Source organism: Microcoleus sp. OTE_8_concoct_300 (assembly GCF_031383065.1).
Taxonomy (GTDB): domain Bacteria; phylum Cyanobacteriota; class Cyanobacteriia; order Cyanobacteriales; family Microcoleaceae; genus Microcoleus.
On sequence record NZ_JANMZH010000104.1, the window covers coordinates 31325 to 51974 of the forward strand.

The following is a 20650-nucleotide window of genomic DNA, read 5'->3' on the forward strand; positions in this document are numbered from 1 at the left end:
CAACATCCATCCGTTAAATCCGTTAAATCCGTTACATCCGCTACATAATCCGTTGCCGAACTTCCTTGCGATCGCCCCTCAAACTTCGCTATTATAAAAAGTTGCAGTTAAAACCCCAGAAGCAACGATCATGGCCAAGCGCGTCCAATTAGTTTTAAATAAAGATGTCAGCAAACTCGGAAAAGCTGGCGACGTAGTAGAAGTAGCCCCGGGCTACGCCCGCAACTACCTAGTACCCCAAGGAATGGGATTTAGAGCCACTCCGGGCATTCTCAAGCAAGCAGAGCGCCGCCGTGAAGAAGAAAGAGTACGCCAGCTAGAGCTCAAGCAGCAAGCTGAAGTCCGCAAAACCGCCCTCGAATCGGCTGGGCCTTTCATCATCTCCAAGCAAGTTGGCGAAGCAGACGCGATTTTTGGTACAGTTACCAACCAAGAAGTAGCAGAACTGATTTTCAACTCTACCAGTCAAGAAGTCGATCGGCGCGGCATCACCCTACCGGAAATTCGCCAAACTGGTACATACAAAGCTGAAATCAAACTACACGCAGAAGTTACCGCCGAAGTTGATATTCAAGTTGTTCCGATGTAATTAAGAGTCATCAGTCATTAGTCATTAGTCATTAGTTGTTAGTCATTAGTTGTTAGTCATTAGTTGTTAGTCATTAGTTGTTAGTCATTAGTTGTTAGTTGTTAGTCATTAGTTGTTAGTCATTAGTTGTTAGTCATTAGTCATTAGCTAAGAACTGAGTACCGCTAACTAAGAAGTGAGTAACGCTAACTAAGGACTGAGGACTGCTAACTTGCAGATTTAAAACTGAGGACTAATCACTGGCAACTAATAACTATAGGATTTACGCAAAAAATGGTTGAAGGCGCTATAGGTAGGAATAAGGTGCGCCCATAAGCAGCCTACAGATAGAGTTGGTGCGTAAGTCCTAAACTAATGACTAATAACTAATGACTGATGACTAATAACTAATGACTAATGACTAATAACTAATGACTGATGACTAATGACTAACAACTAATGACTGAGGACTATTGACTAATGAGCGATTTGATGCCGACAAATATAGAGGCAGAAGAAGCAATTTTGGGCGGGATTTTAATTGACCCCGAAGCTATTTCCCGAATTGCCGAACTTCTGCGGCCGGAGTTTTTTGCCATCACCGCTCATCAAGTCATTTATCGATCGGCATTAGGGCTATTTTTACAGGGTCAGCCTACGGATTTAATGACGGTAACAACTTGGCTAACCGACCGCAACCAGTTAGAGCAAGTAGGAGGACTAACTAAATTAGCACAATTAGTCGATCGCACAGTTTCAGCAGTCAACATCGACCAATATGCAGTTTTAGTTGAAGACAAATATCAGCGCCGCAAATTAATCGAAGCTGGCAATAACATAGTACAATTAGGCTACGAGACGGCAGCACCGCTAGAAACAGTCTTAGACCGCGCCGAACAAGAAATTTTCAGCATAACTCAAGAACGTCCGCAACAGGATTTAGTGTCGATCGGCGAAACGCTAAACCAAACATTTCAAGACCTAGAAAATCGCAATGAAGGCCTCACGCTTCCCGGCATTCCCTGCGGTTTTTACGATTTAGATGCTATGACAGGAGGCTTTCAGCGATCGGATTTAATCATCGTTGCAGCTAGGCCGGCGATGGGCAAAACCGCTTTCTGTACCAACATCGCCCATCACATCGCCGCCGGACAGCAGAAATTGCCGGTTGCCGTTTTCAGCTTAGAAATGTCGAAAGAACAGCTAGTGCAGCGTATCCTGTCGAGTGAAGCCAAAATAGAAAGTAACCGATTGCGATCGGGTAGAATCAGTCAAAACGAATGGGAACCAATCAGTACAGCCATTGGCAATTTATCAGAACTACCACTATTTATTGACGATACTCCCAATATTACCGTCACAGAAATACGATCGAAAGTCCGCCGCCTCCAAGCAGAACAAGGCGGAACCCTAGGATTAGTCTTGCTAGATTACCTGCAATTAATGGAAGGTAGCAGCGACAACCGCGTGCAAGAACTATCTCGAATTACCAGAAGTCTTAAAGGTTTAGCCCGCGAACTCAACGTGCCGATTATTGCCTTATCTCAGTTGAGTCGGGGTGTGGAAGCGAGGACAAACAAGCGGCCCATGATGTCTGATTTACGCGAAAGCGGATCGATCGAGCAAGACGCAGATTTAGTAATTATGCTCTACCGCGATGAATATTACAACCCTGATTCCCCCGATCGCGGAATTGCAGAAGTAATTATTACCAAACACAGAAACGGGCCCACAGGAATCATCAAACTATTATTTGACCCCCAATTTACCTGCTTTCGCAATCTGGCATCTCCGAAGCGATCTTAAATTAACCACGGCTTATATTATGTTTGTTGAATTGGCCGTTATAAAATTTTGTCTATCGAGTGGGGCCGAGTTTATAGATATTGTCGATAGGAATGAAAGATTGTTGGTGATATCGTTTCCGGTTGCATCGGAATGATTTAACCGCAGAGGGCGCAGAGAACGCAGAGGGAGAGAATACAGAGATGAATAATTCCGATGCTACCGGATTTGATATAAAACCTGCCCCTACAAATATTGTGGTTAATTTACCAGACGTGATATTACACAGAAACCCGGTTTCTTAAAAAAACCGGGTTTCTAAACACCGTAAAAGTTTTACGTTTAATTAAGTTGAGCTACCTAGCCAGCGATTTTCAACAATTCCACATCAAAAATCAGCGTAGCATCAGGAGGAATCACCCCGCCGGCACCGCGAGCGCCGTAACCTAGTTCAGGGGGAATAATCAACTGGCGGCGCTCTCCAACTTTCATCGTACCGACACCTTCATCCCAACCCTTAATTACTTGACCCACGCCAATTTTGAACTCAAAAGGAGAATTGCGATCGCGCGAACTGTCAAACTTCGTGCCATCCTCCAAAGTTCCAGTGTAGTGCACGACAACCCTCTGGCCGGTTTTTGGAGTCGCCCCATTACCCTCTTTCAATTCAACATATTTCAGACCTGAATCTGTGGTGACAGTTTTCTCAGTATTATCAGTCATGTTATTGCCAGCGATAGTAGCTGGTACCTCTGGTAAAGTAGCATCAGCTACTAGCAAGCTATCTTCTTCCAAAGAAGGCGCTGACAACTTCTCAATAGCAGTCTCGGGTAAAAGATTGTTCAATTCGGCGGCAACTGCTTGGGACCCAGAACCGCCCATTTGAGCGACTATCAAAAACACAAAGCAAACCAGCATTACCCCCAAGCTGACTAGAACTCCTCGCAAAATTAATCCTCCTGATACTTTAAACCGCGATATCTCAGATATCTAAGACATCTAGTACAACAAAAACTACCAAATTTTATCTGAACTTTTCCACCAAAAAAGGGCAGGTGTCAGATAATTTTAAAGGCAAAAGTATGAAGTCAGAATGTGTGTAATTCTACATAAGTGGCTTCTACATAAGTGCCTTTTTGAGCCTTCTGCCTTCGGGTGACAATCTTATCACAAGATAGCCGCGAACCGTCGAGTCCGATCGAACTCAGCGCCAGTTACGGTTTTCTAAATCCCGCATCTGACGTTCAAGACGATCGAGCCTTCCCCGCAACTCATCCATTTCGGACTGTCGGGGAACTCCCATATCTTGCAGGATATTCCGTAGTTGCCGCTGCAACTGCGTATCCCAATTGCCCTGCTCGGACTTGAGCTGCTCGGTCATGTCATCGACAAAGGTTTTGGCTTGCTCGGAATTGATTTTGCCATCTTTGACCCATTGCTCGCTGACCTCCTGCAATTTCTCGGCCACCAGGGAGGTAGTACCAATGCCGAACATTACCAGTTGTTTGAGTAAGTTGCTATTGTTATCCATATATTTTTCCTACTGTTTGCCCCTTCATACCCGATCGGCTCAGGTCGCCTGCTGTCGCTGCCAAACCATCTGTACACTTAAAGTTACATCAGCGCTGACCTACCTTTCTATTTTGGAGCATCCAGCCGCCTGATGGCGAGTCGAGCGTGTCGATCAGCGTTCGGTAAACCCGCTAATGAGCTACCGACAAAATTACCCAATCACCTGCTGTCTATGCCTGATTGCCCCCGCTGTCACCAACCTGTAGACGCCCGAGCGATCGCCTGTGCGCACTGCAAAACCCCTCTCAAGGCTTTCGGTCATCCGGGTATCCCCCTTTATCGATCGCCACCCGAAGAATTTCTGTGCACTACCTGTATTTATCACGAAGACGACACTTGCAACTACCCCCAGCGTCCCTTTGCCAAAGAATGCACGCTTTATCACGATCAAGCTGAGCCGCTTGTGCCACAGACGAGCCGTTACATCAGCGGTGGCTGGTCACAATCAATCAAAAATTGGTGTCAGCGCCATCTCGTTTGGTTAGCTTTATTAGGTTTAATTATTATTAGCATTGCTCTGTCGATTTAATCGGATTGTACAAAGCGTAGTATAGAGATATCTCTGTTAATCTGGGTTGCTCTGTTATTCTGTAAATTATTCATGAGTTACGTATTCGGCATCGACGGCGGCGGCACTAAAACTATCTGCATCTTAATGGACGAAAACCACCTTGTTTTGGGACGAGGCGAAGCAGGGCCGTCAAATTATCAAACGCTGGGAATTGAGACAGCAAAACAATCGATCCAATTGGCGATCGAACGAGCAGTTATGTCCGCTAATATCGACGCTGTGGGTAATCTCAACATAGAAGCAATTGGTCTGGGACTAGCAGGCGTCGGGCGTCCCAAAGATCTTGAAATAGTGCAATTTGTAGTGCAGAACTTGCAGTTGACGAATACTTTACCAGTAACCCAATCATTCCTGCCCAGAAATATAGTAATTTGCAGCGACTGCGCGATCGCACTTGCTGGCGGCACGGGCTATCCAGTGGGTATCACCGTTATTTCAGGAACCGGTTCGATTGTTTTCGGGCAAAACAGTCAAGGGAAAACTAAACGAGTCGGCGGTTGGGGATATATTTTAGGCGATGAAGGCAGCGGATATGACATCGCCATTGAGGGTTTGCAAGCTGCTTTGAAGTTCTATGACGGACGCGCCGAGTTTACAGCACTTGCGGAAAAATTTCAAAACCATTTAGGCCTAAATCACCTAGAAGAATTGGTAGAAGTCGTTTACCGGCGCGGTTGGGGAGTGAAAGAAATTGCAGCTTTGGCGCCGATTGTCGATCGAGCCGCAGTAGAGGGCGATCGCGTCGCTGACGGCATTATCAATAGTGCTGTGGCAGAATTAACCTCTTCAACAAAAATAGCCATTTCAGCGCTATTTAACCAAACAGAAGAATTTGAAATTGTGCTCATAGGAGGTGTGTGGGGTGGCGAGGCAAATTGCCGGGGTCGGTTTGAAGCGGCAATAAGTGCGATCGCCCCAAAAGCTAAGGTAATTTCGCCCCGATACGAACCAGCTTTCGGTGCTGGATTGTTAGCCTTAAACGCTCTCAACAATTAATTGTTGACTGTTGACTGTTGACTGTTGACTGCTGACTGTTGACTGTTGACTGTTGACTGCTGACTGCTGACTAATGACTAATGACTGTTGACTGCTGACTAATGACTAATGACTAATGACTATCTTCCTTATCTTCCCGATCGCCCCTGTCTTGCGGATTTTCTCTCTTTTTCCAAATATTAAAATTCTGGATTATCTACCTTATCTTCCCAACTTGTAGAATTCCAGCCTGCCATAATTAAAACATCAGATGAATGCGAAACCAGAAACTAATTTAGCATTAGTGCGTTCCTAAGTAAACCAAAACTGCAGCAAGGAGACAATTCCTATGATTACTTCTCAAAAATGGCGTTCAGCAACAGCAGCCATCCTCGCACTGGGCATTACAGTTGGAACCAGCGCGCCGCTGGTGGTAGCTACTCCCGCAGAAGCTCAACAACGAACTTCACAATTTGATAGCATCCGAATTCCGTCGGGCAGTGTAATTCCAGTTAGCTATGAAAAAGACAAAATAGTTGTCACCCGCGAAGAAACTGCACCTTTAACTTTAACAGTAGCGCGAGACATCCGCACCGATCAAGGCAGAGTATTAATCCCCGCAGGCAGCCAGATAGTCGGGGCATTGCAACCTGTCAGAAGAGGCAATCAAATGGGTACTCAATTTGTTGCCAGAGAGTTAATTATCAGCCGCCGCCAACGCTATCGGATTGACGGAACTTCAGGAATTATTACCAGAACCGAAAGAGTCCAAAAAGGTAGTAGCACAGGTTCATTAGCGCAAGGTGCAGCATTGGGTGCAGCTGCAGCAGCAGCACTAGCAGGCATTACCGGCGACAAAGCGATCGCGACTGAAGAAGTATTGGGAGGCGCTGGGATCGGCGCTTTAGCTGGTGCATTGTTGGGGCGGCGCAGCGTTGACGTGATCGTGATTCGCCCGCAACAAGATTTGGCAGTAAGATTGCGATCGGACATCGTACTCCGCTAATATTGGGATCTTCCGATTAATTATTTGCAGTAAAACATTGTCGATCGCTAACTTGTGGTCTCCCGATAATTGGCTAGGCATACTGTTAAGGTTGTGCCTAGCCATGTTTGTTGGCGGAATTATTGGATGGGAGCGCCAACTCAGAAATAAACCAGCGGGATTGAGAACTCATATGCTAGTAAGTATGGGTTCTGCACTGTTTGTTTTAATACCGCTGGCAATGGGTAAAAATCAAAACGGACTAGATGCTGTAGAGCGCGTAATTCAAGGCATTACTGCCGGGATTGGGTTTTTGGGAGCCGGAGAAATCCTGCGGCAAAGTCAACAGGAAATAGGCAAAGTAGAAGTTCACGGCCTCACCTCTGCCGCCGCTATTTGGGTGTCAGCAGCTTTAGGAACTGCGGCAGGATGCGGGTTGTGGCAACTGGCATTAATTGGCGCTTTAATGTCGCTGTTTGTTCTGAGAGTAATTAAAAAGTTAGAGCGTCGGAGTCGGAAATAGTCTCAGTCCATCGATTTTAGATTTTAGATTTTAGATTTTAGATTTTAGATTTTAGATTGAAGCATTGACCACGGATAAATTCGGGGGGCAAGTTTCATCGGATACACGTTTTTTATTTCTGGACGGATGAATCCGGGGGCTTGTATCCTGGATGCTTTCGGTCATTATATAATGTCTGGTAAAATAACCCTTATAAAGTTTATAGTGACGACGGAAGTCCGAGGGAGTTTTATGAGGACTAAAGTCCAATGGCACTGAAAAAGGCTTAATCACACCCGCAGTTTAGCTTTCAAGACAGAGCGAGGTTCCTGCATTCGAGGATACGGTTTCGGCCTGCGTTTCAAAACTCTAGGTTCAGAACGCTCAGGTCGAATCGTAAGTAAATTAGTTGCCACCTGTTCCAAAAGTAATTGACGCCATTGTCGCTGTTGGCGTTTTCCTGTAGTTGCCAACAGCGTCAATAACAAATTAAACTGCTGCCTGGTTGATTGGAATGAGAGTTGAAAAACTGTATTTTCTGACGAAGATACAGCCTGCCACATAATGGTACGTAATAAAGTGTAAGCTAATAAGTGTGTCCAGATTTCTTTTCTCACCATCACCGGAGTTTTAGCTGTTAACATCTCCATTTTTAACCTGGTTTTGAGATAGCGTAAATTGACTTCGGCTGCCGACCAACGAAACCCATATAAAAAAGTCAAGTTTTCAACAGTGTACCGTTTGGCATCCACCAATGTTGTCACTACAATGATACGCTCAGCTCTGAAGCCGCGGCGCTTAATTCGCCATACTTCCCGGACGATGAAACTAGAAGGCAATGCCTCGAATTCCTCAAAAGTCATGTGGTTGGGACACTGTTGGGGCTTATTCCAGACGACTTTGTGAGCGCCAATTCCCAACTTTTTTCCCCGCCCTTAAGTCAGTTTTACGGAGATGATTTTTACGGAAAACAGCATCTGCTCCTTGCTGTTTTACCAAAACTAAATCGACATAATTACCATAAGCTTGAGCTGCCAATATCACATCATCGGGGACTAAATTTGCATAAATCAAACGGCTGATCACAATCTCACTGCTCGCTTTCGGAAGCTATGCCAGCGGATACCACAGCCAAGCGTGAGCAATGAAAAGAGTACCACTATTTTAGCGATGGTCCATCCACACCCAGCTTTTTGATTGCTCTGTTGCGGATACTCGGCTTGATTAGCAGCAGTATCATTCATCAACACTGTTGTCCCATCTAGTACCCGCACCCGTCGTCCACACCATTGTTGTTCTATGGGAACTTGCTTTTCTAGAGCCTCTGCGACTATGGGTACTAACTGTTGAACGAGTTTTTCTGGTAGTCGCTTACGAGCTTTACTGTATGCCCCGGTATCAGAAGAAGGAGGCTTGACTCCGGCCGCCCTGGGCCACGTACTCATCCGCTTCACGGCTTGACTCAAACTTTTGTCGGGATCGAGTACCTGGGATATCATCGCCCACAAGGTGACTATCGGTGTGTAGATGCTTTGGTAGTAGGTGATCTTCTCATCCGCTAGAAGCTCCTGGACTAACTCTTCTGGCAGCAGCTTCTCCCAAGGTGAGGCAACGCTCTGCAAAAATTGTTGTTTAAGAATGCACGCACGATTTGGCATAATGGAGAGAGATATTTTGGTTTGTAAGGCAATTATCTATGTAGATCTTGCCTTACAGATTTTTTTGGGCTCACTTTTTCAGTGCCATTGGACTTTAGTCCTCACTACGAACCAATTTGATTGCAGTCGATTGAGGGTACATAATATTAGCTCTATCCCCGCCGTAGGGACACGGAACCCGGTGGTTGTCCCTAATTCATAAACCGGGGATAGGCTGTAAATTGTTGCCACTCATCCAATCTCAATTTGTCAAGGTGGTGAAAAAGTCGCTCACACACTTGAAATCTCTGCTTCGGGCGATCGATAAATCTTCTTCATTTGATAGACAATTAATAATAAATAACATCACAAGAATAATGATCAAAGGTTACGACGTAAACACCTTGACTACACCTTGACAGCTCGGGTTATCCAAGCCTTGCCTTTGAGGACTAAAGTGCTCAGTAGAGACTTAAATATTTATTTTAATTTGAGTTGATTTTGCTCAATACTGAGCGAACCCAAATAGCGAAATTTTTGAAATTAATTAATTAATTAATTAATTAATTAATTAGTTGCGCCTATAAATTGGCACAATTAAATTCTCAGACGAGCCTTTTTTGAGCTAGAAATTAATATTTATCTAGCCTGATGACAGAAGAAAGCTGATTAGTTTTTGTCGTGAAAATTTGACATTTTTATCGATTCCAAAGACTCTTGCCTCACGCGACCCGCCATCGCAGCTAACTGCAAGCTCATAAAAGCATTCAAATCTTCCAAATCACACTTAGCTGAGGAAAAAATCTGCTGCATTTCATTTTCGGCTTCCAAACTAAGATATCCAGCGGCAATAGCTTGTTTTACAACTTCACGAATCTGCACCATCGAAATGTCCCCTTACTAATTTGAACAGATCAAAAGCAAACTAATTACTAACAGGAAGTTTCCGAACCCGTCTCGCCAAAGATTTCAAATTGTTTCAGCTCGCGAGACTCTTGTTTCACCAAACCGGACATGGCTGCTAGTTGCAAAGCCATAAAAGCATTTAAGTCTTCCAACTCATACTTGGTGGTAGTTAACATCCGCCGCAGTTGATTTTCTGCTTCAATAGTTAGATAGCCTAGAGCGAGAGCTTGTTGGGCGAGGTCGCGAATCAGTACCATAATATTTCTGCGCTTTATTGTTTGACGCCTCAGTATCAAACGTTTTAACTGAACTTGCAGTGACGGCTATTGCTCGATTTGTGTGACATTTTTAGGGGGCAGGGGTGACAGCCGGAGTCTCCGAGTGTGACGAAATATTTACACGGCTGTGATGGCTATCACGGGGGGGATGGGAGAGTCCAAGTGGAGGAGTGTCCGAGTGAGGGAGTGTCCGAGTGTCCCAGCCCTCGCGCCCTCGCGCCCTCGCGCGACAGAGTGGGAAAATCTTCAAGGAAGATCTGACTAATGACCAATGACTAATGACTACTGCCTTATACCTTCAGAAGACGCTCAGCGTCTATAATCAGCAAGTTAAATATTTACTGCAAGACATATGGAACTAGCTCATAAAGAGTTGTTACAACAAATAGCCAGACTATCGGAAACTTATGCTAATTTGGCCGATCGCCTGTTAATGGCAGCAAAACAACTGCAAGACTCCGGCCTTCCTCCCTCCGACAGCTTGCTGCAAGAAGTCGTAGCCTACAGCCGCAACTTTGCGGCTGTGCAAAAACAAGCTATCGAAGCAAACAACTCCGCCATCGCCCCAGGGGAAATTACTTCCCTCAAAGACATTCAAAACTTAGTCGAGACAGCAGCAGCTTCCGAAGGTAAAGCATCCATTCGCGACGCAGCTTTGAAAGTGATCGATCGAGTATTGGCGATCGCCCACCGCGAACAAAGCGACTTCGCGCCCTTACAATCAGTTCATGCCAAAGCCCGCGAACTGCAGCGCGCGATTTCCGAATCAACCCCAACTCAACTGCATTCCGACGCAGAATCCTTAGTCAGTGGCAAACACCCAGTTTCAGCAGTGCTGGCCTTGGTGGAACAGCAAGACAAATTAGACGACGAACAGTGGGTAATCCTCGAAGAAACAGTCAGCGCCGCTTTTGGCAAACAAATAGCCGTCGCCATTTCCAGAGGCAAATTAACCATTGCTGAGATGGTAAAAGCAGCACCTGCTAAAATCGAACCCGGATTTCCAGCAGCGCCCCAACAAAAAATCAGCGCCGAACCCTTGCCGGAAGTGATTATCATCCCGTCAGGAAATGTGGCGCCGAAACAAGTTGCAGTGGCGCCACAGATCCAGATTTTGGAATCCCCCGCACCTTCGGCCCCCATGCACGAGGTGATTATTGTTCCCAGCGTAGAAGTACCTCAGTCCCTCCAGAAAACGGGTTCGGGGAACATTGTCTTTGGGGCACCTCGGGATATTCAACAAGCGGCGGAAGTAGAGGCCGCTTTGGGAATCAAAGTTTTGGTGCACATTCAGGGAATTGGCGATCGAACTTTCGGTTCTCAAGAATACGCGGGTACTAAGGGTCAAGGGCGGCGCGTCGAAGGATTTCAAATTAATATCGATCCGCCAATTCCCGGCTTAAAAGTCGAGTACATGGCTCACGTCGAAGCTGTTGGCGACACTCCTTGGTTAAGCGAAGGAGAATTGGCGGGTTTTCGGGGTCAAGCGAAACGAATTGAAGGATTTGCGGTGCGGTTGAGCGGACCGCAAGCTGATAAATACGACGTATTTTATAGCGCTCACATTCAGAATATCGGCGACACCGACGTGTCCTCCAACGGCGAATATTGCGGCACTCGCGGCAAAGCTTTGAGAATAGAGGGCCTCAAAGTTTGGATCGCACCCTCTGCGAGTTCCCAAACAGTGGCGCCTGTGGGTTTAAAAGTGTTGGCGCATATTCAAGGAATTGGCGATCGAACTTTTAGCGATCGAGAATACGCGGGTACTAAAGCTCAAGGCCGCCGCGTCGAAGGATTTCAAATTCAAATAGAGCCTCCCGTTCCCGGTTTAAACTTGCAGTACATGGCTCACGTTGAAGGAGTTGGCGATACTGCTTGGATCTCCGAAGGCGAGTTGGCCGGTTTCCGGGGCCAAGCTAAGCGCATTGAGGGATTTGCCGCGCGACTGACTGGACCGCAATCTGATAAGTATGACGTATTTTATACGGCTCACATTCAAAATGTGGGCGATACTCCTGTTACTGCTAACGGTCAATATTGCGGCACTCGTGGCAAAGGTTTGAGGGTTGAGGGGGTGACGATTTGGGTTGAGCCGAAAGCGTAAAAATTGAGAATGAATGGAAAATTTTAAATTGCCTTTTCCATTCATTTTCTGTGGTTATATCATGTTTGATTGGTTATTTTTTATATAATTTGCGCCAGGGTAGGGGGGGTTTTACCAACTATCAACGCCAAAAACTAATAATCTCATAAACCCGCCCCTACAGCACCAAAAACACTGGCAAATTTTATATAAATTCCGGTAGCATCGGAATAGTAAAATCCAGTCAACAGTCAACAATCACCGATGTGGCGACCGGAACAGCTCTAATTCATCTGCGTTAATCTGTGTTAATCTGCCCTCATCTGCGGTTAAAAAAAGAGAATTTGGTAACCGCAGATGACAATGGATTGACGCTGATTCACGCAGATGCAGAGAATAGAGATATCAATAATTCCGAGGCTAACAGATTTGATATTACGCTAGCAGACACGATATTAATGGTGTAGCACGTGCAACAAGCCTTCTACCAGATGACCGATCGCACTTGGAGCAGATTCGCAAGCTGCAGGTTCGGCGGCGCAGTGGCCGGCGTGGAGTGCGTTTCCGACAGCCTGACTCCCTCCCTCCAGCGCATCAGCACCAAATTGACCGCGATATGTTTCTTGGACCATTTCAGCTTGAATTTTGCTGGTAGTTTCTTCGGGATTCGTTTCCCAATTGCGGATTGTTTGGACAATCTCGAACCCAGCCCAAATTAACATTCCGAGGACGATCGCAGCAATAAAGTATCCCATAGCTTTCTTTAAAGTTTGAGGTTTGCTGTATCTAATCTAGCGTGGCATTTGAGGGCAGACAGGATCAAAACCATTGCCCGATGAGTGCGGGTTTCCACCTGCTAGAACCGTCGTTATTTGGTAAATTGAGGACTAAAGTCTTCACTAAAACTATAGCAACATGGCATCACTTACCCTTCCAAAGCTGCCAAAAGACACAGCAACAAAGCCTCCGTCCACTCGACTACAGCACCGTAAGTATCGCCAGTGTGGCCGCCCAAACGGTGGTTAAACCAGGCTCCGGCAAAAATCCCGATCGCACTGCCCCCCAAAGCCATCCCCACCGCCAACAGCCACCGATCGCCCTCCAAGACAACTTGCACCACGCTCAAACTCAGCAGCAACAGCACTCCGGGGATAAAATCAAAAGGAGAATAAATCGATTCTTTGTGAAAAGCTCCCTTACCCTCGGCCCGGAGATAGGGATAGCGGGCGATCGCCACCAGTTGGGCCCACCTCCCCCAACCCGCCACACCCATCAAAGCCAGCCACCGATAGTTATTCAAGTCGGAGAGAGCGGCAGTTTTCAGCAGCACGATCGCGATCGCAGCCATCGCCCCAAAGGCCCCTGTAACGCTGTCCCGCATGACTTCCAGCCTGCGTACCGGGTCGGGTACAGCCAGCCCGTCCGCCGCGTCCATTGCCCCGTCTAGGTGCAGCCCGCCAGTCACGGCGATGCCCAAGACTACCACCAAGGCCGATCGAGTCAGAGCAGGCATTCCCAACAACTGCAGCCCAACATCCGCCAGTCCCAGCATCCCCCCAATCAAAAGCCCGATCGCCGGTGCCAAGCGAGCAATGCCCCGAAACTCCAAAGTCCAAGACATCGGTACTGGCAAACAAGTATAAAAAGCGACTGCAGCTGCGATGGCAGCACCTTGATTCCGGAAAAAGTTGATTGTAGACCGAACCAATTTATCATCCACCATAAGATTGAAAGTTTTTCATGCCGTATACAGTTGTCAATCCCTTAGCGTGTGCCAGAATTGGAGCTGTAATACCCTAGTCCTTTGGATTGGGCATTCCTCCTGTCGCCCGCTCTTTTCCCCCGAAAACCTCTGCCGGCAGCGATCCCGAATCTCCCTATCTAAAATGACTAAACTCAAGATCCCCGTTTCCCGTACCAAGAATTCTAGCTAACTCCCTGATTTCCAAAACGGGAACATACTACAACAGAGGCTTTTACTACATGAGTCACGACCAATTGAATAACAGGGTAGTTGCTCCTTGCATCATCGATACAGGGATTGTCGTCAACAAACGCGATATCAAAAGATTGCTGTTTGATTTAGGACGTGTCCGCTACCTTCACATACAAGATGGCCAGATTTACAGCGAAGGGGAAGGGTATGTGCTCGAAGTCTTCGCCAACCCCCATCGTTCTACCCTGATTGCCAACCATGCGCTTTATTTGAACGTGTATAGTTTTGATTACCTGGAACTGAAACAGTCCCCGGTCGATGGTGCTTATTTTGACTTAATTCAAGACGGACGGCAGTTGCGGTTAATTCCCCTCTCCAATCCTTTGCAAGAGCAAGTCGCCCGGAATTTAAATGCTGCGGCTTTGGATGCGGTTGTCGATCAGGTACTCTCCGGCAACTGGGATCTGCAATTGGATGAGGATGATTCCCCGTTTTAATCGTCAGTCAGTCGATTTTAGATTTTAGATTTTAGATTTTAGATTTACTTGCAGCATTAAATCTGGGAGTTAGAACTAAGGTCTAAAATTTTTTGTCCTCCACGACGATTGTCGGAAACTTGTATCCGTTTTTGGGCGGGGTTGTGAGTTTTTTGTCGCGATGTCATCAGAAAACAGGGTAGAAACCCCGTCTTTATAGGACGGCTTTACTCTTCAATGGCATAAGTTGCATGGAAATAAAAATACGCATAAGCTGTTCATCATTTAAATTTTCGAGGCTATCTAAGCAAGTATTGGGTTTCAACCTCTGAAATACGCATTTTAAATGCACAACAGCTTAAATAGTACCATTTTGTGCGCTGCCAATATGGTACTATTTTAGATAGTAAATCAACCCCGCTATGAAAGTAAGATATCGCTACAGATTCTATCCAACAGACCAACAACGGCAGAGTTTAGCTCAGTTGTTCGGTTGCATTCGGGTAGTCTGGAACGATGCTTTAAATTTGTGCAAAAGTTCGGAAAGATTGCCCAATTACAATCAACTGTCAGGTTTATTAACTGCATCCAAAAAGACTCAAGAGCGGAGTTGGCTTAACAATGTGTCTTGCGTTCCATTGCAACAATCTCTGCGGCACTTATCAGTAGCCTACAAAAATTTTTTCGATGACCGCAAGGGGAAGAGAAAGGGAATAAAAGTTGGGACACCCAAGTTTAAGAAAAAGACCAACAGCCAATCTGCGGAGTTTACCACATCCGGGTTCTCTATTAAGGGATGCCAAGTCTACTTAGCTAAGGTAGGAGATGTCAGTCCGATTTCGCCTGTGGGAATTCCTTCAGAACCGGGATCGGTAACGGTAATTAAGGATTGTGCAAACCGCTACTTCCTGAGTTTTGTAGTCGAAATAAATCCTGCAAATCCGATCCCGAAGAACCAATCAGTTGGGATAGACTTGGGGCTAAAAACTTTTGCCTCCCTCAGTGATGGAACGCAGGTAAAAAGCCCGGATTACTCGAAACCAGACCGCAAAATCAGGAAGTTGCAAAGGAAGTTAGCCCGCCAGCGGCATGACTCAAGGCGCAGGAACAAGACTCGAATTCGGATAGCCCGCCAGTACAACAAGATAGCAGACAGCCGCGCCGATTTCCTGCACAAATTGTCAACCAAAATAGTCAGAGAAAACCAAACTGTTGTTTTGGAAGATTTAAACGTGTCGGGGATGGTAAAAAATCGACGCTTGGCAAGAGCAATTAGTGGGCAAGGATGGTATCAATTCCGAGTTCTCTGCGAAGCTAAGTGCGATAAGTTTGGACGCGATTTCAGGGTAATTAGTAGGTGGGAGCCTACCAGTCAAGTTTGCTCTGAATGCGATTTTAGATGGGGAAAGTTAGACCTTTCTGTTCGCGAAGTTGTCTGCATCAATTGCGGGACGCATCACGACAGAGACGGAAACGCCGCTAAAAATATAGAGAAAGTCGGGATGGGATATCGCCACGACTCTAAACGGACGCAGAGGGAAAGTAAGACTACGACCGTAGCATCTCCCAATGAAGCGTCAAGAATCACTGCCCTTTTAGGGCGGTGAGTATATCAACAACAATAGATTAGTTGACACTCCCCAGCCTAAAGGCGTGGGGATTCTTAATTCAGCGACTGACCTTAAAATTGACTATCCTTACGGCATTACTTAAACCAAATACCCGTTCAATTGAACCAAGTATCGAGCCTAACTTAGACAATCCCAGCGGGTCTATCTCCAAAAGCGTACTAGAATATTTATCTAGAGTTTGGGTATGCCCTACCCTACTGTACAGACGTTCTGCCAGAACGTCTCTAAATAGTTTGTTTTTGCTGGTTTAAGGCTTACTGAATTCAGCCTCGAGCTGTTTAAAGAGTTTTCGCTGCTCTGCGTCCAACAATTTATGCCTAAAAGTGTGTCTCATGTCCTGTTTCACTTCGGGCACAGGAGTTTAACCTTGACTACTCTAGTATACTAGAAATTTCCTGACTTTTAGGAAGGGATTTAAGAAATTAAAGCCGTCCTAGAAGGACAGGGTTTTAAACCCAGATTTTTGATAACACGGACGGCCGAGTAGCGGTTAACGATCGTCGGGGACTAATGACTGAAGACAAGACGGGATTTTCTTTTAAATGTCAGGCTAATTGCAGCCATACCCAAGCGCGTGCAGGGGTTTTTGCCACTCCCCACGGTGTTGTGGAAACGCCTAAATTTATGCCCGTGGGGACGCTAGCTAATGTCAAAACTTTGACACCGGCACATCTTGAGGCGGCGGGTTCTCAAATGGTTTTGGCAAATACTTATCACTTGCACTTGCAGCCGGGGGAAGCGATTGTCGCAGGCGCTGGCGGATTGCACAAATTTATGGCTTGGCCGGGCCCGATGCTGACGGATTCGGGCGGCTTTCAGGTGTTTAGCTTGAGCCAAATGAGGACTATTTCTGAGAATGGGGTGACTTTTCGCTCTCCCCGCGATGGCCGCATGATTAATTTGACGCCGGAACGATCGATCGAAATTCAGAATCAGTTGGGCGCCGATGTGATTATGGCCTTTGACGAGTGTCCCCCTTACCCCGCTACACGGGAGGAGGTGGAGGCCGCAACAAATCGCACTTACCGCTGGCTGCAACGCTGCATTCAAGCTCACTCGCGTCCGGATCAAGCTTTGTTCGGGATCGTGCAGGGGGGCGTTTTCCCCGATTTGCGATCGCGCGCGGCGAACCAGTTGGTAGATTTGGATTTACCAGGCTACGCCATCGGCGGGGTTAGCGTCGGGGAATCGGGGGATTTGATCGCGGAGATTGTCAAGGTGACAGCGCCCCTGTTGCCGCCAAATAAACCGCGTTATTTGATGGGGATTGGGACTTATCGGGAAATGGCGCTGGCGGTGGCGAGTGGCGTAGATATGTTTGACTGCGTGATTCCAACTCGGCTGGCCCGCCACGGGACGGCTTTTGTAGGTGGGGAACGCTGGAATTTGAAAAATGCTCGATTCCGGGAGGATTTTGCTCCGCTGGATGAGTCTTGTCCTTGTTATACCTGCCAAAAATTCAGTCGGGCTTATTTGGCCCATTTGGCGCGGGCTAACGAAGTGCTGGGGTATACTTTGCTGGCGATTCACAATGTGACGGAGTTGATTCGCTTTACAGGGAGGATGCGGGAGGCGATTTTGGCCGATCGATTTACTGAAGAGTTTGCCGGCTGGCTCGCACCAAGAGTCGATCGATCGTGATTGCCTGGGGTGAAGATATGCGACAATTATAAAAAATACCCTGAAAACCCTGTGACTAGAGTCCAGGGATGAAAGGGCATGGCAGGATTTATCCTGCCTATTAGATACACCAATTGCACAAATGTCTGGCAAGTGTGCTATCGTCAAAAGATTCGACAGTTGCGAATTTTGAGAAATCAAGTATCTAGCTTAACAGCAGTACGGATGCTCAAAATAATTAATCACAACCAATACTAAGGTTCTGAACCGATAAAATCGTCAGTAAAAGACGTTAAAACCTACCCCCGGACTGGAGGAAAGTCACGACCGAGGAGCTAGTTGCAAGGCTAGGATAGCAGACCGCCATTTTTGGCAAAAGGATTGCGCCCGGAAACCCTGGCAATAGGGATATTAAGGCCCGAAAGTCTTAAGAATCCCCGTCGCGATCGCGCGGGGAGTGTCAATAAAATTGTGTTGGATAGGTAGGTTGATTCATGGAAGCTGCATTACTCTTAGCAAAACTGCCCGAAGCTTATTCGATTTTTGAGCCTTTGGTTAATGTTTTGCCGGTCATTCCCGTATTTTTCTTGCTGCTGGCTTTTGTTTGGCAGGCGGCTGTCGGGTTCAGATAAGTTTGATTTTAGTAAAAGCAGGGGCAATTTATGAATTGCTCCTGCTTTTACGTGTTGAGTTTTTGGGCTGATCTCGTTTACGGTTGTTTCGGAATGATTTAACCGCAGAGACCGCAGAGACCGCAGAGGAAGAGAAGAGAGAGATGAATAATTAATCCGTGTAGTACCTTCCTTCAGCTACCGCCCATCGCACTTTTGAAGGCCGGTCTTTCTGAGATCCGCTTGATGTAATCTAAAACGGCTGGATAAGGACTGAGGTCTAGTTTTAGCATCATTGGAATGTAGGCTAAAATTGACCCGACTGCTGCGTCGGCGACGCCGAATTCATCGCCCATTAAAAACGGCTGTTTCTCGAAGATTTCATTTAACGGTTTTAACAAGCGGGGAGTTTCGCGATCGCGAGTTGCTTCTGTAAATATTCCCGGCCCGAGGGTGGCGTTAGCAAAGATGACCCACTGCACAATTTCAGCTTGCTGCTCCAAACTATCGGGCATTTTACCATATTTTTGAGCTAAATACAGCAGAATGGCCCCGGATTCCCAAAGTTTCCAATCTCCGTCAACAATTGCCGGTACTTTGCCGATCGGGTTAATTTCGAGATACTCTGGCTGCAAGTGTGCCTCTGCTTGCATATCCAGCATGACGGCTAGACAGGAAACTATGTTATGCTGTTCTGAAACATAGGCGGCTATGTTAGGCGGCTAAGCTCAGAAATACAGGCTAGAGCAAAAACCTAGAAAAAGTCTAGAAAACCAGAACCTTGAAAAACCAATAGTTTCAGGAGAAACAACCATGAGAGCTGACAAACGTCCCCAACCGTGTGATGTAACCGTGTACTCTGACAAAGGCTCCTTAGCCTTGCGCTTCCCCAAGCGTCATAACCCGCTGTGGGAACAACTGGATGGCAAACCGCTCAACGGTAAAGCTAAGTGCCTAGGGATAGGTAAGTACGGCTACAAGAACAACCCAGAGGACTGGAAGCGGGCGTCGCAAATTGCAATCGCACTCGAAGCCGACCTAGACCACCCAGAATGGGAAAAACTGTTTGACCCTACTTTGGCTAAGTACGGACTGGGGGGTGGCAAATATGCCAAACTCGCCGATGTGCTTCAACTGCCAGGCACAGTACAGGCTAAGCCAGAAATCACCGTGGGGGAAATGTGGGAAGCATACCTAGAGTGGAAAAAGCCACAGCTAGAAGAAACAACTTATGAATTTCATTACGTTAGTGCTTTTACTAACGCAATAAAAGGTTTAGTTTGGGATAAGACTAAGCGTGAATTTATAAGTGCGAAAAATTCGATATGGGACAAGCCTTTAGCTGACAATCATTGTTTTGTGCCGTTACTACAGGGTTCACCTCGACTGATAAGTAGAGTTACTGCTGCTTTATCAGAAGCTTTTTTGCATTTGCAGTCTCAAGGTAAAACAAAGATAACAATTAATCCATTCATAGGAGCTGGAACCGAGAATAAAGCTGACAAGTACAAAACAACCGTAACAACTGAAGGGGTGACTAAAGAATGGTGGGAAATTGACGACATCGAATCAAATCCCGAAGAAAATGATAAACGTGCTTTTACCAGGGAGGAACGTGACATTATTATCAAGGCTTTTTACGAATCAGAAAAACCTGCTACTCGTTTAATTGGCCCTTTGGTTGAATTTCTATTTCTGACTGGGTGTCGCAGTGGTGAGGCTTTTGCGTTAAGGTGGCAGGATGTTTTTTTGGGAAAACACAAAAATTACATTCGATTTAGCAAGTCATATAATGGGAGGCTCAAAAATACACAGGTCACAAAAACGGGTGAAATCCGACTGTTTAAGATATACCCCAAACTCGAAAACCTGCTGTTAAAAATCAAACCTGTAGATGCTAAGTCTACTGATTTAGTGTTTGTTAACAGTGCGGGTACATCTTATACCAGCGGTTTGTTATATGAAAAGTGGGTAAATTCAAATACTACTAAAAAGGGTATTAAATATGATTACCCTGGTGTTGTTACTCAATTGGCAGATACTGGCGTTATTGGCTGCTGTCTCTCGCCCTACCACACTCGTCACACATTTATTACCTTGCAAGCACACGCAGGTACAGACCTACTTTTACTTGCAACCGCCTGCGGTAACAGTGTTGAGGTAATCCAAAGGCACTATTTAGGGATTGATACAGAGGTTGAGATAACTGATATCTAGCCCCTACTCCCCTACCTTACCGACCGCCCCCTAAAAAGGGCGGTTTTTTATTGGGCGGTTTTTTATTGGCGATCGCCCGGCACGGAAGAAGGAAACCTTCACTCACATAATGTGCATAGTGTGACTTAAAGTAGGAGAGCTTGTCTTAGTATCTGCTGGTATTTTTACAAGTAGGCGGCTATGTTAGGCGGCTAAGCTCAGAAAATATACTTGAATATTTTAATTTGCTAGCAATTGCAGTAAAGCCCCTTTTGAAGGGGGCGATAATTATTCTTAATTTCCCCTTTCGGGGCTTAC

20 protein-coding genes and 1 pseudogene are annotated in these 20650 nt (G+C 46.2%); 13 read left to right on the top strand and 8 right to left on the bottom strand.

What is annotated here, in order from left to right:
* Positions 1-130: 130 nt before the first annotated feature.
* Together rplI and dnaB are read left to right on the top strand one after the other, a co-directional pair.
* The gene (rplI, locus tag ACUVJL_RS04810; protein WP_332957781.1) at positions 131-589 is read left to right on the top strand and encodes a 50S ribosomal protein L9; all 459 of its coding nucleotides are present in this window, start codon (positions 131-133) and stop codon (positions 587-589) included.
* A 459-nt stretch (positions 590-1048) separates the two neighbouring features.
* Positions 1049-2374 (top strand): replicative DNA helicase, encoded by a 1326-nt coding sequence (gene dnaB / locus ACUVJL_RS04815; protein WP_445244808.1) that lies wholly within the window; start codon positions 1049-1051, stop codon positions 2372-2374.
* 339 nt (positions 2375-2713) lie between these two features.
* Here dnaB and ACUVJL_RS04820 read toward each other — a convergent pair whose 3' ends face one another.
* Both ACUVJL_RS04820 and ACUVJL_RS04825 read right to left on the bottom strand, forming a co-directional pair.
* Positions 2714-3301: an FKBP-type peptidyl-prolyl cis-trans isomerase gene (locus ACUVJL_RS04820; protein WP_445244809.1), complete on the bottom strand. Its 588-nt coding sequence runs from the start codon at positions 3299-3301 to the stop codon at positions 2714-2716.
* 256 nt (positions 3302-3557) lie between these two features.
* A complete protein-coding gene (locus ACUVJL_RS04825) occupies positions 3558-3884 on the bottom strand; it encodes a phasin family protein (RefSeq protein WP_333135833.1) in 327 nt (108 codons plus the stop codon).
* 213 nt (positions 3885-4097) lie between these two features.
* On the opposite strand from ACUVJL_RS04825, the gene ACUVJL_RS04830 reads away from it, so the two are divergent.
* From ACUVJL_RS04830 to ACUVJL_RS04845, 4 genes are all read left to right on the top strand, one after another.
* The gene (locus tag ACUVJL_RS04830; protein WP_445244810.1) at positions 4098-4454 is read left to right on the top strand and encodes a zinc ribbon domain-containing protein; all 357 of its coding nucleotides are present in this window, start codon (positions 4098-4100) and stop codon (positions 4452-4454) included.
* Between the two features lie 72 nt (positions 4455-4526).
* Entirely contained in the window at positions 4527-5492 is a 966-nt protein-coding gene (locus ACUVJL_RS04835; RefSeq protein WP_445244811.1) for an N-acetylglucosamine kinase, read from the top strand.
* A 328-nt stretch (positions 5493-5820) separates the two neighbouring features.
* Positions 5821-6477, top strand: coding sequence for a hypothetical protein (locus tag ACUVJL_RS04840; protein ID WP_445244812.1), 657 nt, complete (start codon positions 5821-5823; stop codon positions 6475-6477).
* 103 nt (positions 6478-6580) lie between these two features.
* The gene (locus ACUVJL_RS04845) at positions 6581-6979 is read left to right on the top strand and encodes an MgtC/SapB family protein (protein ID WP_445244813.1); all 399 of its coding nucleotides are present in this window, start codon (positions 6581-6583) and stop codon (positions 6977-6979) included.
* 269 nt (positions 6980-7248) lie between these two features.
* On the opposite strand, the pseudogene ACUVJL_RS04850 reads toward ACUVJL_RS04845, so the two are convergent.
* The 3 genes and pseudogenes from ACUVJL_RS04850 to ACUVJL_RS04860 form a co-directional block, all read right to left on the bottom strand.
* Positions 7249-8616: pseudogene (locus ACUVJL_RS04850) on the bottom strand (IS4 family transposase).
* Positions 8617-9264: 648 nt separating this feature from the next.
* Complete coding sequence (locus ACUVJL_RS04855) at positions 9265-9480, bottom strand: hypothetical protein (protein WP_445244814.1); 216 nt, start codon at positions 9478-9480, stop codon at positions 9265-9267.
* Between the two features lie 47 nt (positions 9481-9527).
* Complete coding sequence (locus ACUVJL_RS04860) at positions 9528-9758, bottom strand: hypothetical protein (RefSeq protein WP_445244815.1); 231 nt, start codon at positions 9756-9758, stop codon at positions 9528-9530.
* Positions 9759-10131: 373 nt separating this feature from the next.
* Here ACUVJL_RS04860 and ACUVJL_RS04865 point away from each other — a divergent pair, with 373 nt between their 5' ends.
* Both ACUVJL_RS04865 and ACUVJL_RS04870 read left to right on the top strand, forming a co-directional pair.
* Positions 10132-11883, top strand: a complete 1752-nt coding sequence (locus ACUVJL_RS04865; RefSeq protein WP_445244816.1) for a hypothetical protein — start codon at positions 10132-10134, stop codon at positions 11881-11883.
* 323 nt (positions 11884-12206) lie between these two features.
* Entirely contained in the window at positions 12207-12329 is a 123-nt protein-coding gene (locus ACUVJL_RS04870) for a hypothetical protein (protein WP_445244817.1), read from the top strand.
* Here the strand turns inward: ACUVJL_RS04870 and ACUVJL_RS04875 are convergent.
* The gene (locus ACUVJL_RS04875; protein ID WP_445244818.1) at positions 12318-12617 is read right to left on the bottom strand and encodes a hypothetical protein; all 300 of its coding nucleotides are present in this window, start codon (positions 12615-12617) and stop codon (positions 12318-12320) included. The genes ACUVJL_RS04870 and ACUVJL_RS04875 overlap by 12 nt on opposite strands.
* Positions 12618-12787: 170 nt before the next feature.
* Positions 12788-13585 carry an adenosylcobinamide-GDP ribazoletransferase gene (gene cobS / locus ACUVJL_RS04880; protein ID WP_445244819.1) on the bottom strand — a complete coding sequence of 266 codons (798 nt, stop codon included), beginning with the start codon at positions 13583-13585 and terminating at the stop codon, positions 12788-12790.
* A 260-nt stretch (positions 13586-13845) separates the two neighbouring features.
* Between cobS and ACUVJL_RS04885 the strand changes: the two genes are divergently transcribed.
* The 4 genes from ACUVJL_RS04885 to ACUVJL_RS04900 all read left to right on the top strand — a co-directional run bounded on the left by ACUVJL_RS04885 (position 13846) and on the right by ACUVJL_RS04900 (position 18157).
* Complete coding sequence (locus ACUVJL_RS04885; protein ID WP_333335543.1) at positions 13846-14295, top strand: hypothetical protein; 450 nt, start codon at positions 13846-13848, stop codon at positions 14293-14295.
* A 401-nt stretch (positions 14296-14696) separates the two neighbouring features.
* Positions 14697-15881 carry an RNA-guided endonuclease InsQ/TnpB family protein gene (locus ACUVJL_RS04890; RefSeq protein ID WP_445244820.1) on the top strand — a complete coding sequence of 395 codons (1185 nt, stop codon included), beginning with the start codon at positions 14697-14699 and terminating at the stop codon, positions 15879-15881.
* A gap of 534 nt (positions 15882-16415) precedes the next feature.
* Positions 16416-17546 (top strand): tRNA guanosine(34) transglycosylase Tgt, encoded by a 1131-nt coding sequence (gene tgt / locus ACUVJL_RS04895; protein ID WP_445244821.1) that lies wholly within the window; start codon positions 16416-16418, stop codon positions 17544-17546.
* Between the two features lie 473 nt (positions 17547-18019).
* Positions 18020-18157 (top strand): photosystem II reaction center protein K, encoded by a 138-nt coding sequence (locus tag ACUVJL_RS04900; RefSeq protein ID WP_006634808.1) that lies wholly within the window; start codon positions 18020-18022, stop codon positions 18155-18157.
* Positions 18158-18330: 173 nt separating this feature from the next.
* Here ACUVJL_RS04900 and ACUVJL_RS04905 read toward each other — a convergent pair whose 3' ends face one another.
* Complete coding sequence (locus ACUVJL_RS04905; protein ID WP_445244822.1) at positions 18331-18789, bottom strand: glutathione S-transferase family protein; 459 nt, start codon at positions 18787-18789, stop codon at positions 18331-18333.
* Positions 18790-18949: 160 nt separating this feature from the next.
* Here ACUVJL_RS04905 and ACUVJL_RS04910 point away from each other — a divergent pair, with 160 nt between their 5' ends.
* Positions 18950-20353 (top strand): tyrosine-type recombinase/integrase, encoded by a 1404-nt coding sequence (locus ACUVJL_RS04910; protein WP_445244823.1) that lies wholly within the window; start codon positions 18950-18952, stop codon positions 20351-20353.
* The last annotated feature ends 297 nt before the right edge of the window (positions 20354-20650 follow it).

Bases quoted from the DNA above. Each gene is read 5' to 3' on its own strand.
- rplI (WP_332957781.1), top strand. From the start codon at position 131: ATGGCCAAGCGCGTCCAATTAGTTTTAAATAAAGATGTCAGCAAACTC.
- dnaB (WP_445244808.1), top strand. From the start codon at position 1,049: ATGAGCGATTTGATGCCGACAAATATAGAGGCAGAAGAAGCAATTTTG.
- ACUVJL_RS04825 (WP_333135833.1), bottom strand. From the start codon at position 3,884: ATGGATAACAATAGCAACTTACTCAAACAACTGGTAATGTTCGGCATT.
- ACUVJL_RS04830 (WP_445244810.1), top strand. From the start codon at position 4,098: ATGCCTGATTGCCCCCGCTGTCACCAACCTGTAGACGCCCGAGCGATC.
- ACUVJL_RS04835 (WP_445244811.1), top strand. From the start codon at position 4,527: ATGAGTTACGTATTCGGCATCGACGGCGGCGGCACTAAAACTATCTGC.
- ACUVJL_RS04840 (WP_445244812.1), top strand. From the start codon at position 5,821: ATGATTACTTCTCAAAAATGGCGTTCAGCAACAGCAGCCATCCTCGCA.
- ACUVJL_RS04845 (WP_445244813.1), top strand. From the start codon at position 6,581: ATGTTTGTTGGCGGAATTATTGGATGGGAGCGCCAACTCAGAAATAAA.
- ACUVJL_RS04855 (WP_445244814.1), bottom strand. From the start codon at position 9,480: ATGGTGCAGATTCGTGAAGTTGTAAAACAAGCTATTGCCGCTGGATAT.
- ACUVJL_RS04860 (WP_445244815.1), bottom strand. From the start codon at position 9,758: ATGGTACTGATTCGCGACCTCGCCCAACAAGCTCTCGCTCTAGGCTAT.
- ACUVJL_RS04865 (WP_445244816.1), top strand. From the start codon at position 10,132: ATGGAACTAGCTCATAAAGAGTTGTTACAACAAATAGCCAGACTATCG.
- ACUVJL_RS04875 (WP_445244818.1), bottom strand. From the start codon at position 12,617: ATGGGATACTTTATTGCTGCGATCGTCCTCGGAATGTTAATTTGGGCT.
- cobS (WP_445244819.1), bottom strand. From the start codon at position 13,585: ATGGTGGATGATAAATTGGTTCGGTCTACAATCAACTTTTTCCGGAAT.
- ACUVJL_RS04885 (WP_333335543.1), top strand. From the start codon at position 13,846: ATGAGTCACGACCAATTGAATAACAGGGTAGTTGCTCCTTGCATCATC.
- ACUVJL_RS04890 (WP_445244820.1), top strand. From the start codon at position 14,697: ATGAAAGTAAGATATCGCTACAGATTCTATCCAACAGACCAACAACGG.
- tgt (WP_445244821.1), top strand. From the start codon at position 16,416: ATGACTGAAGACAAGACGGGATTTTCTTTTAAATGTCAGGCTAATTGC.
- ACUVJL_RS04900 (WP_006634808.1), top strand. From the start codon at position 18,020: ATGGAAGCTGCATTACTCTTAGCAAAACTGCCCGAAGCTTATTCGATT.
- ACUVJL_RS04905 (WP_445244822.1), bottom strand. From the start codon at position 18,789: ATGCAAGCAGAGGCACACTTGCAGCCAGAGTATCTCGAAATTAACCCG.
- ACUVJL_RS04910 (WP_445244823.1), top strand. From the start codon at position 18,950: ATGAGAGCTGACAAACGTCCCCAACCGTGTGATGTAACCGTGTACTCT.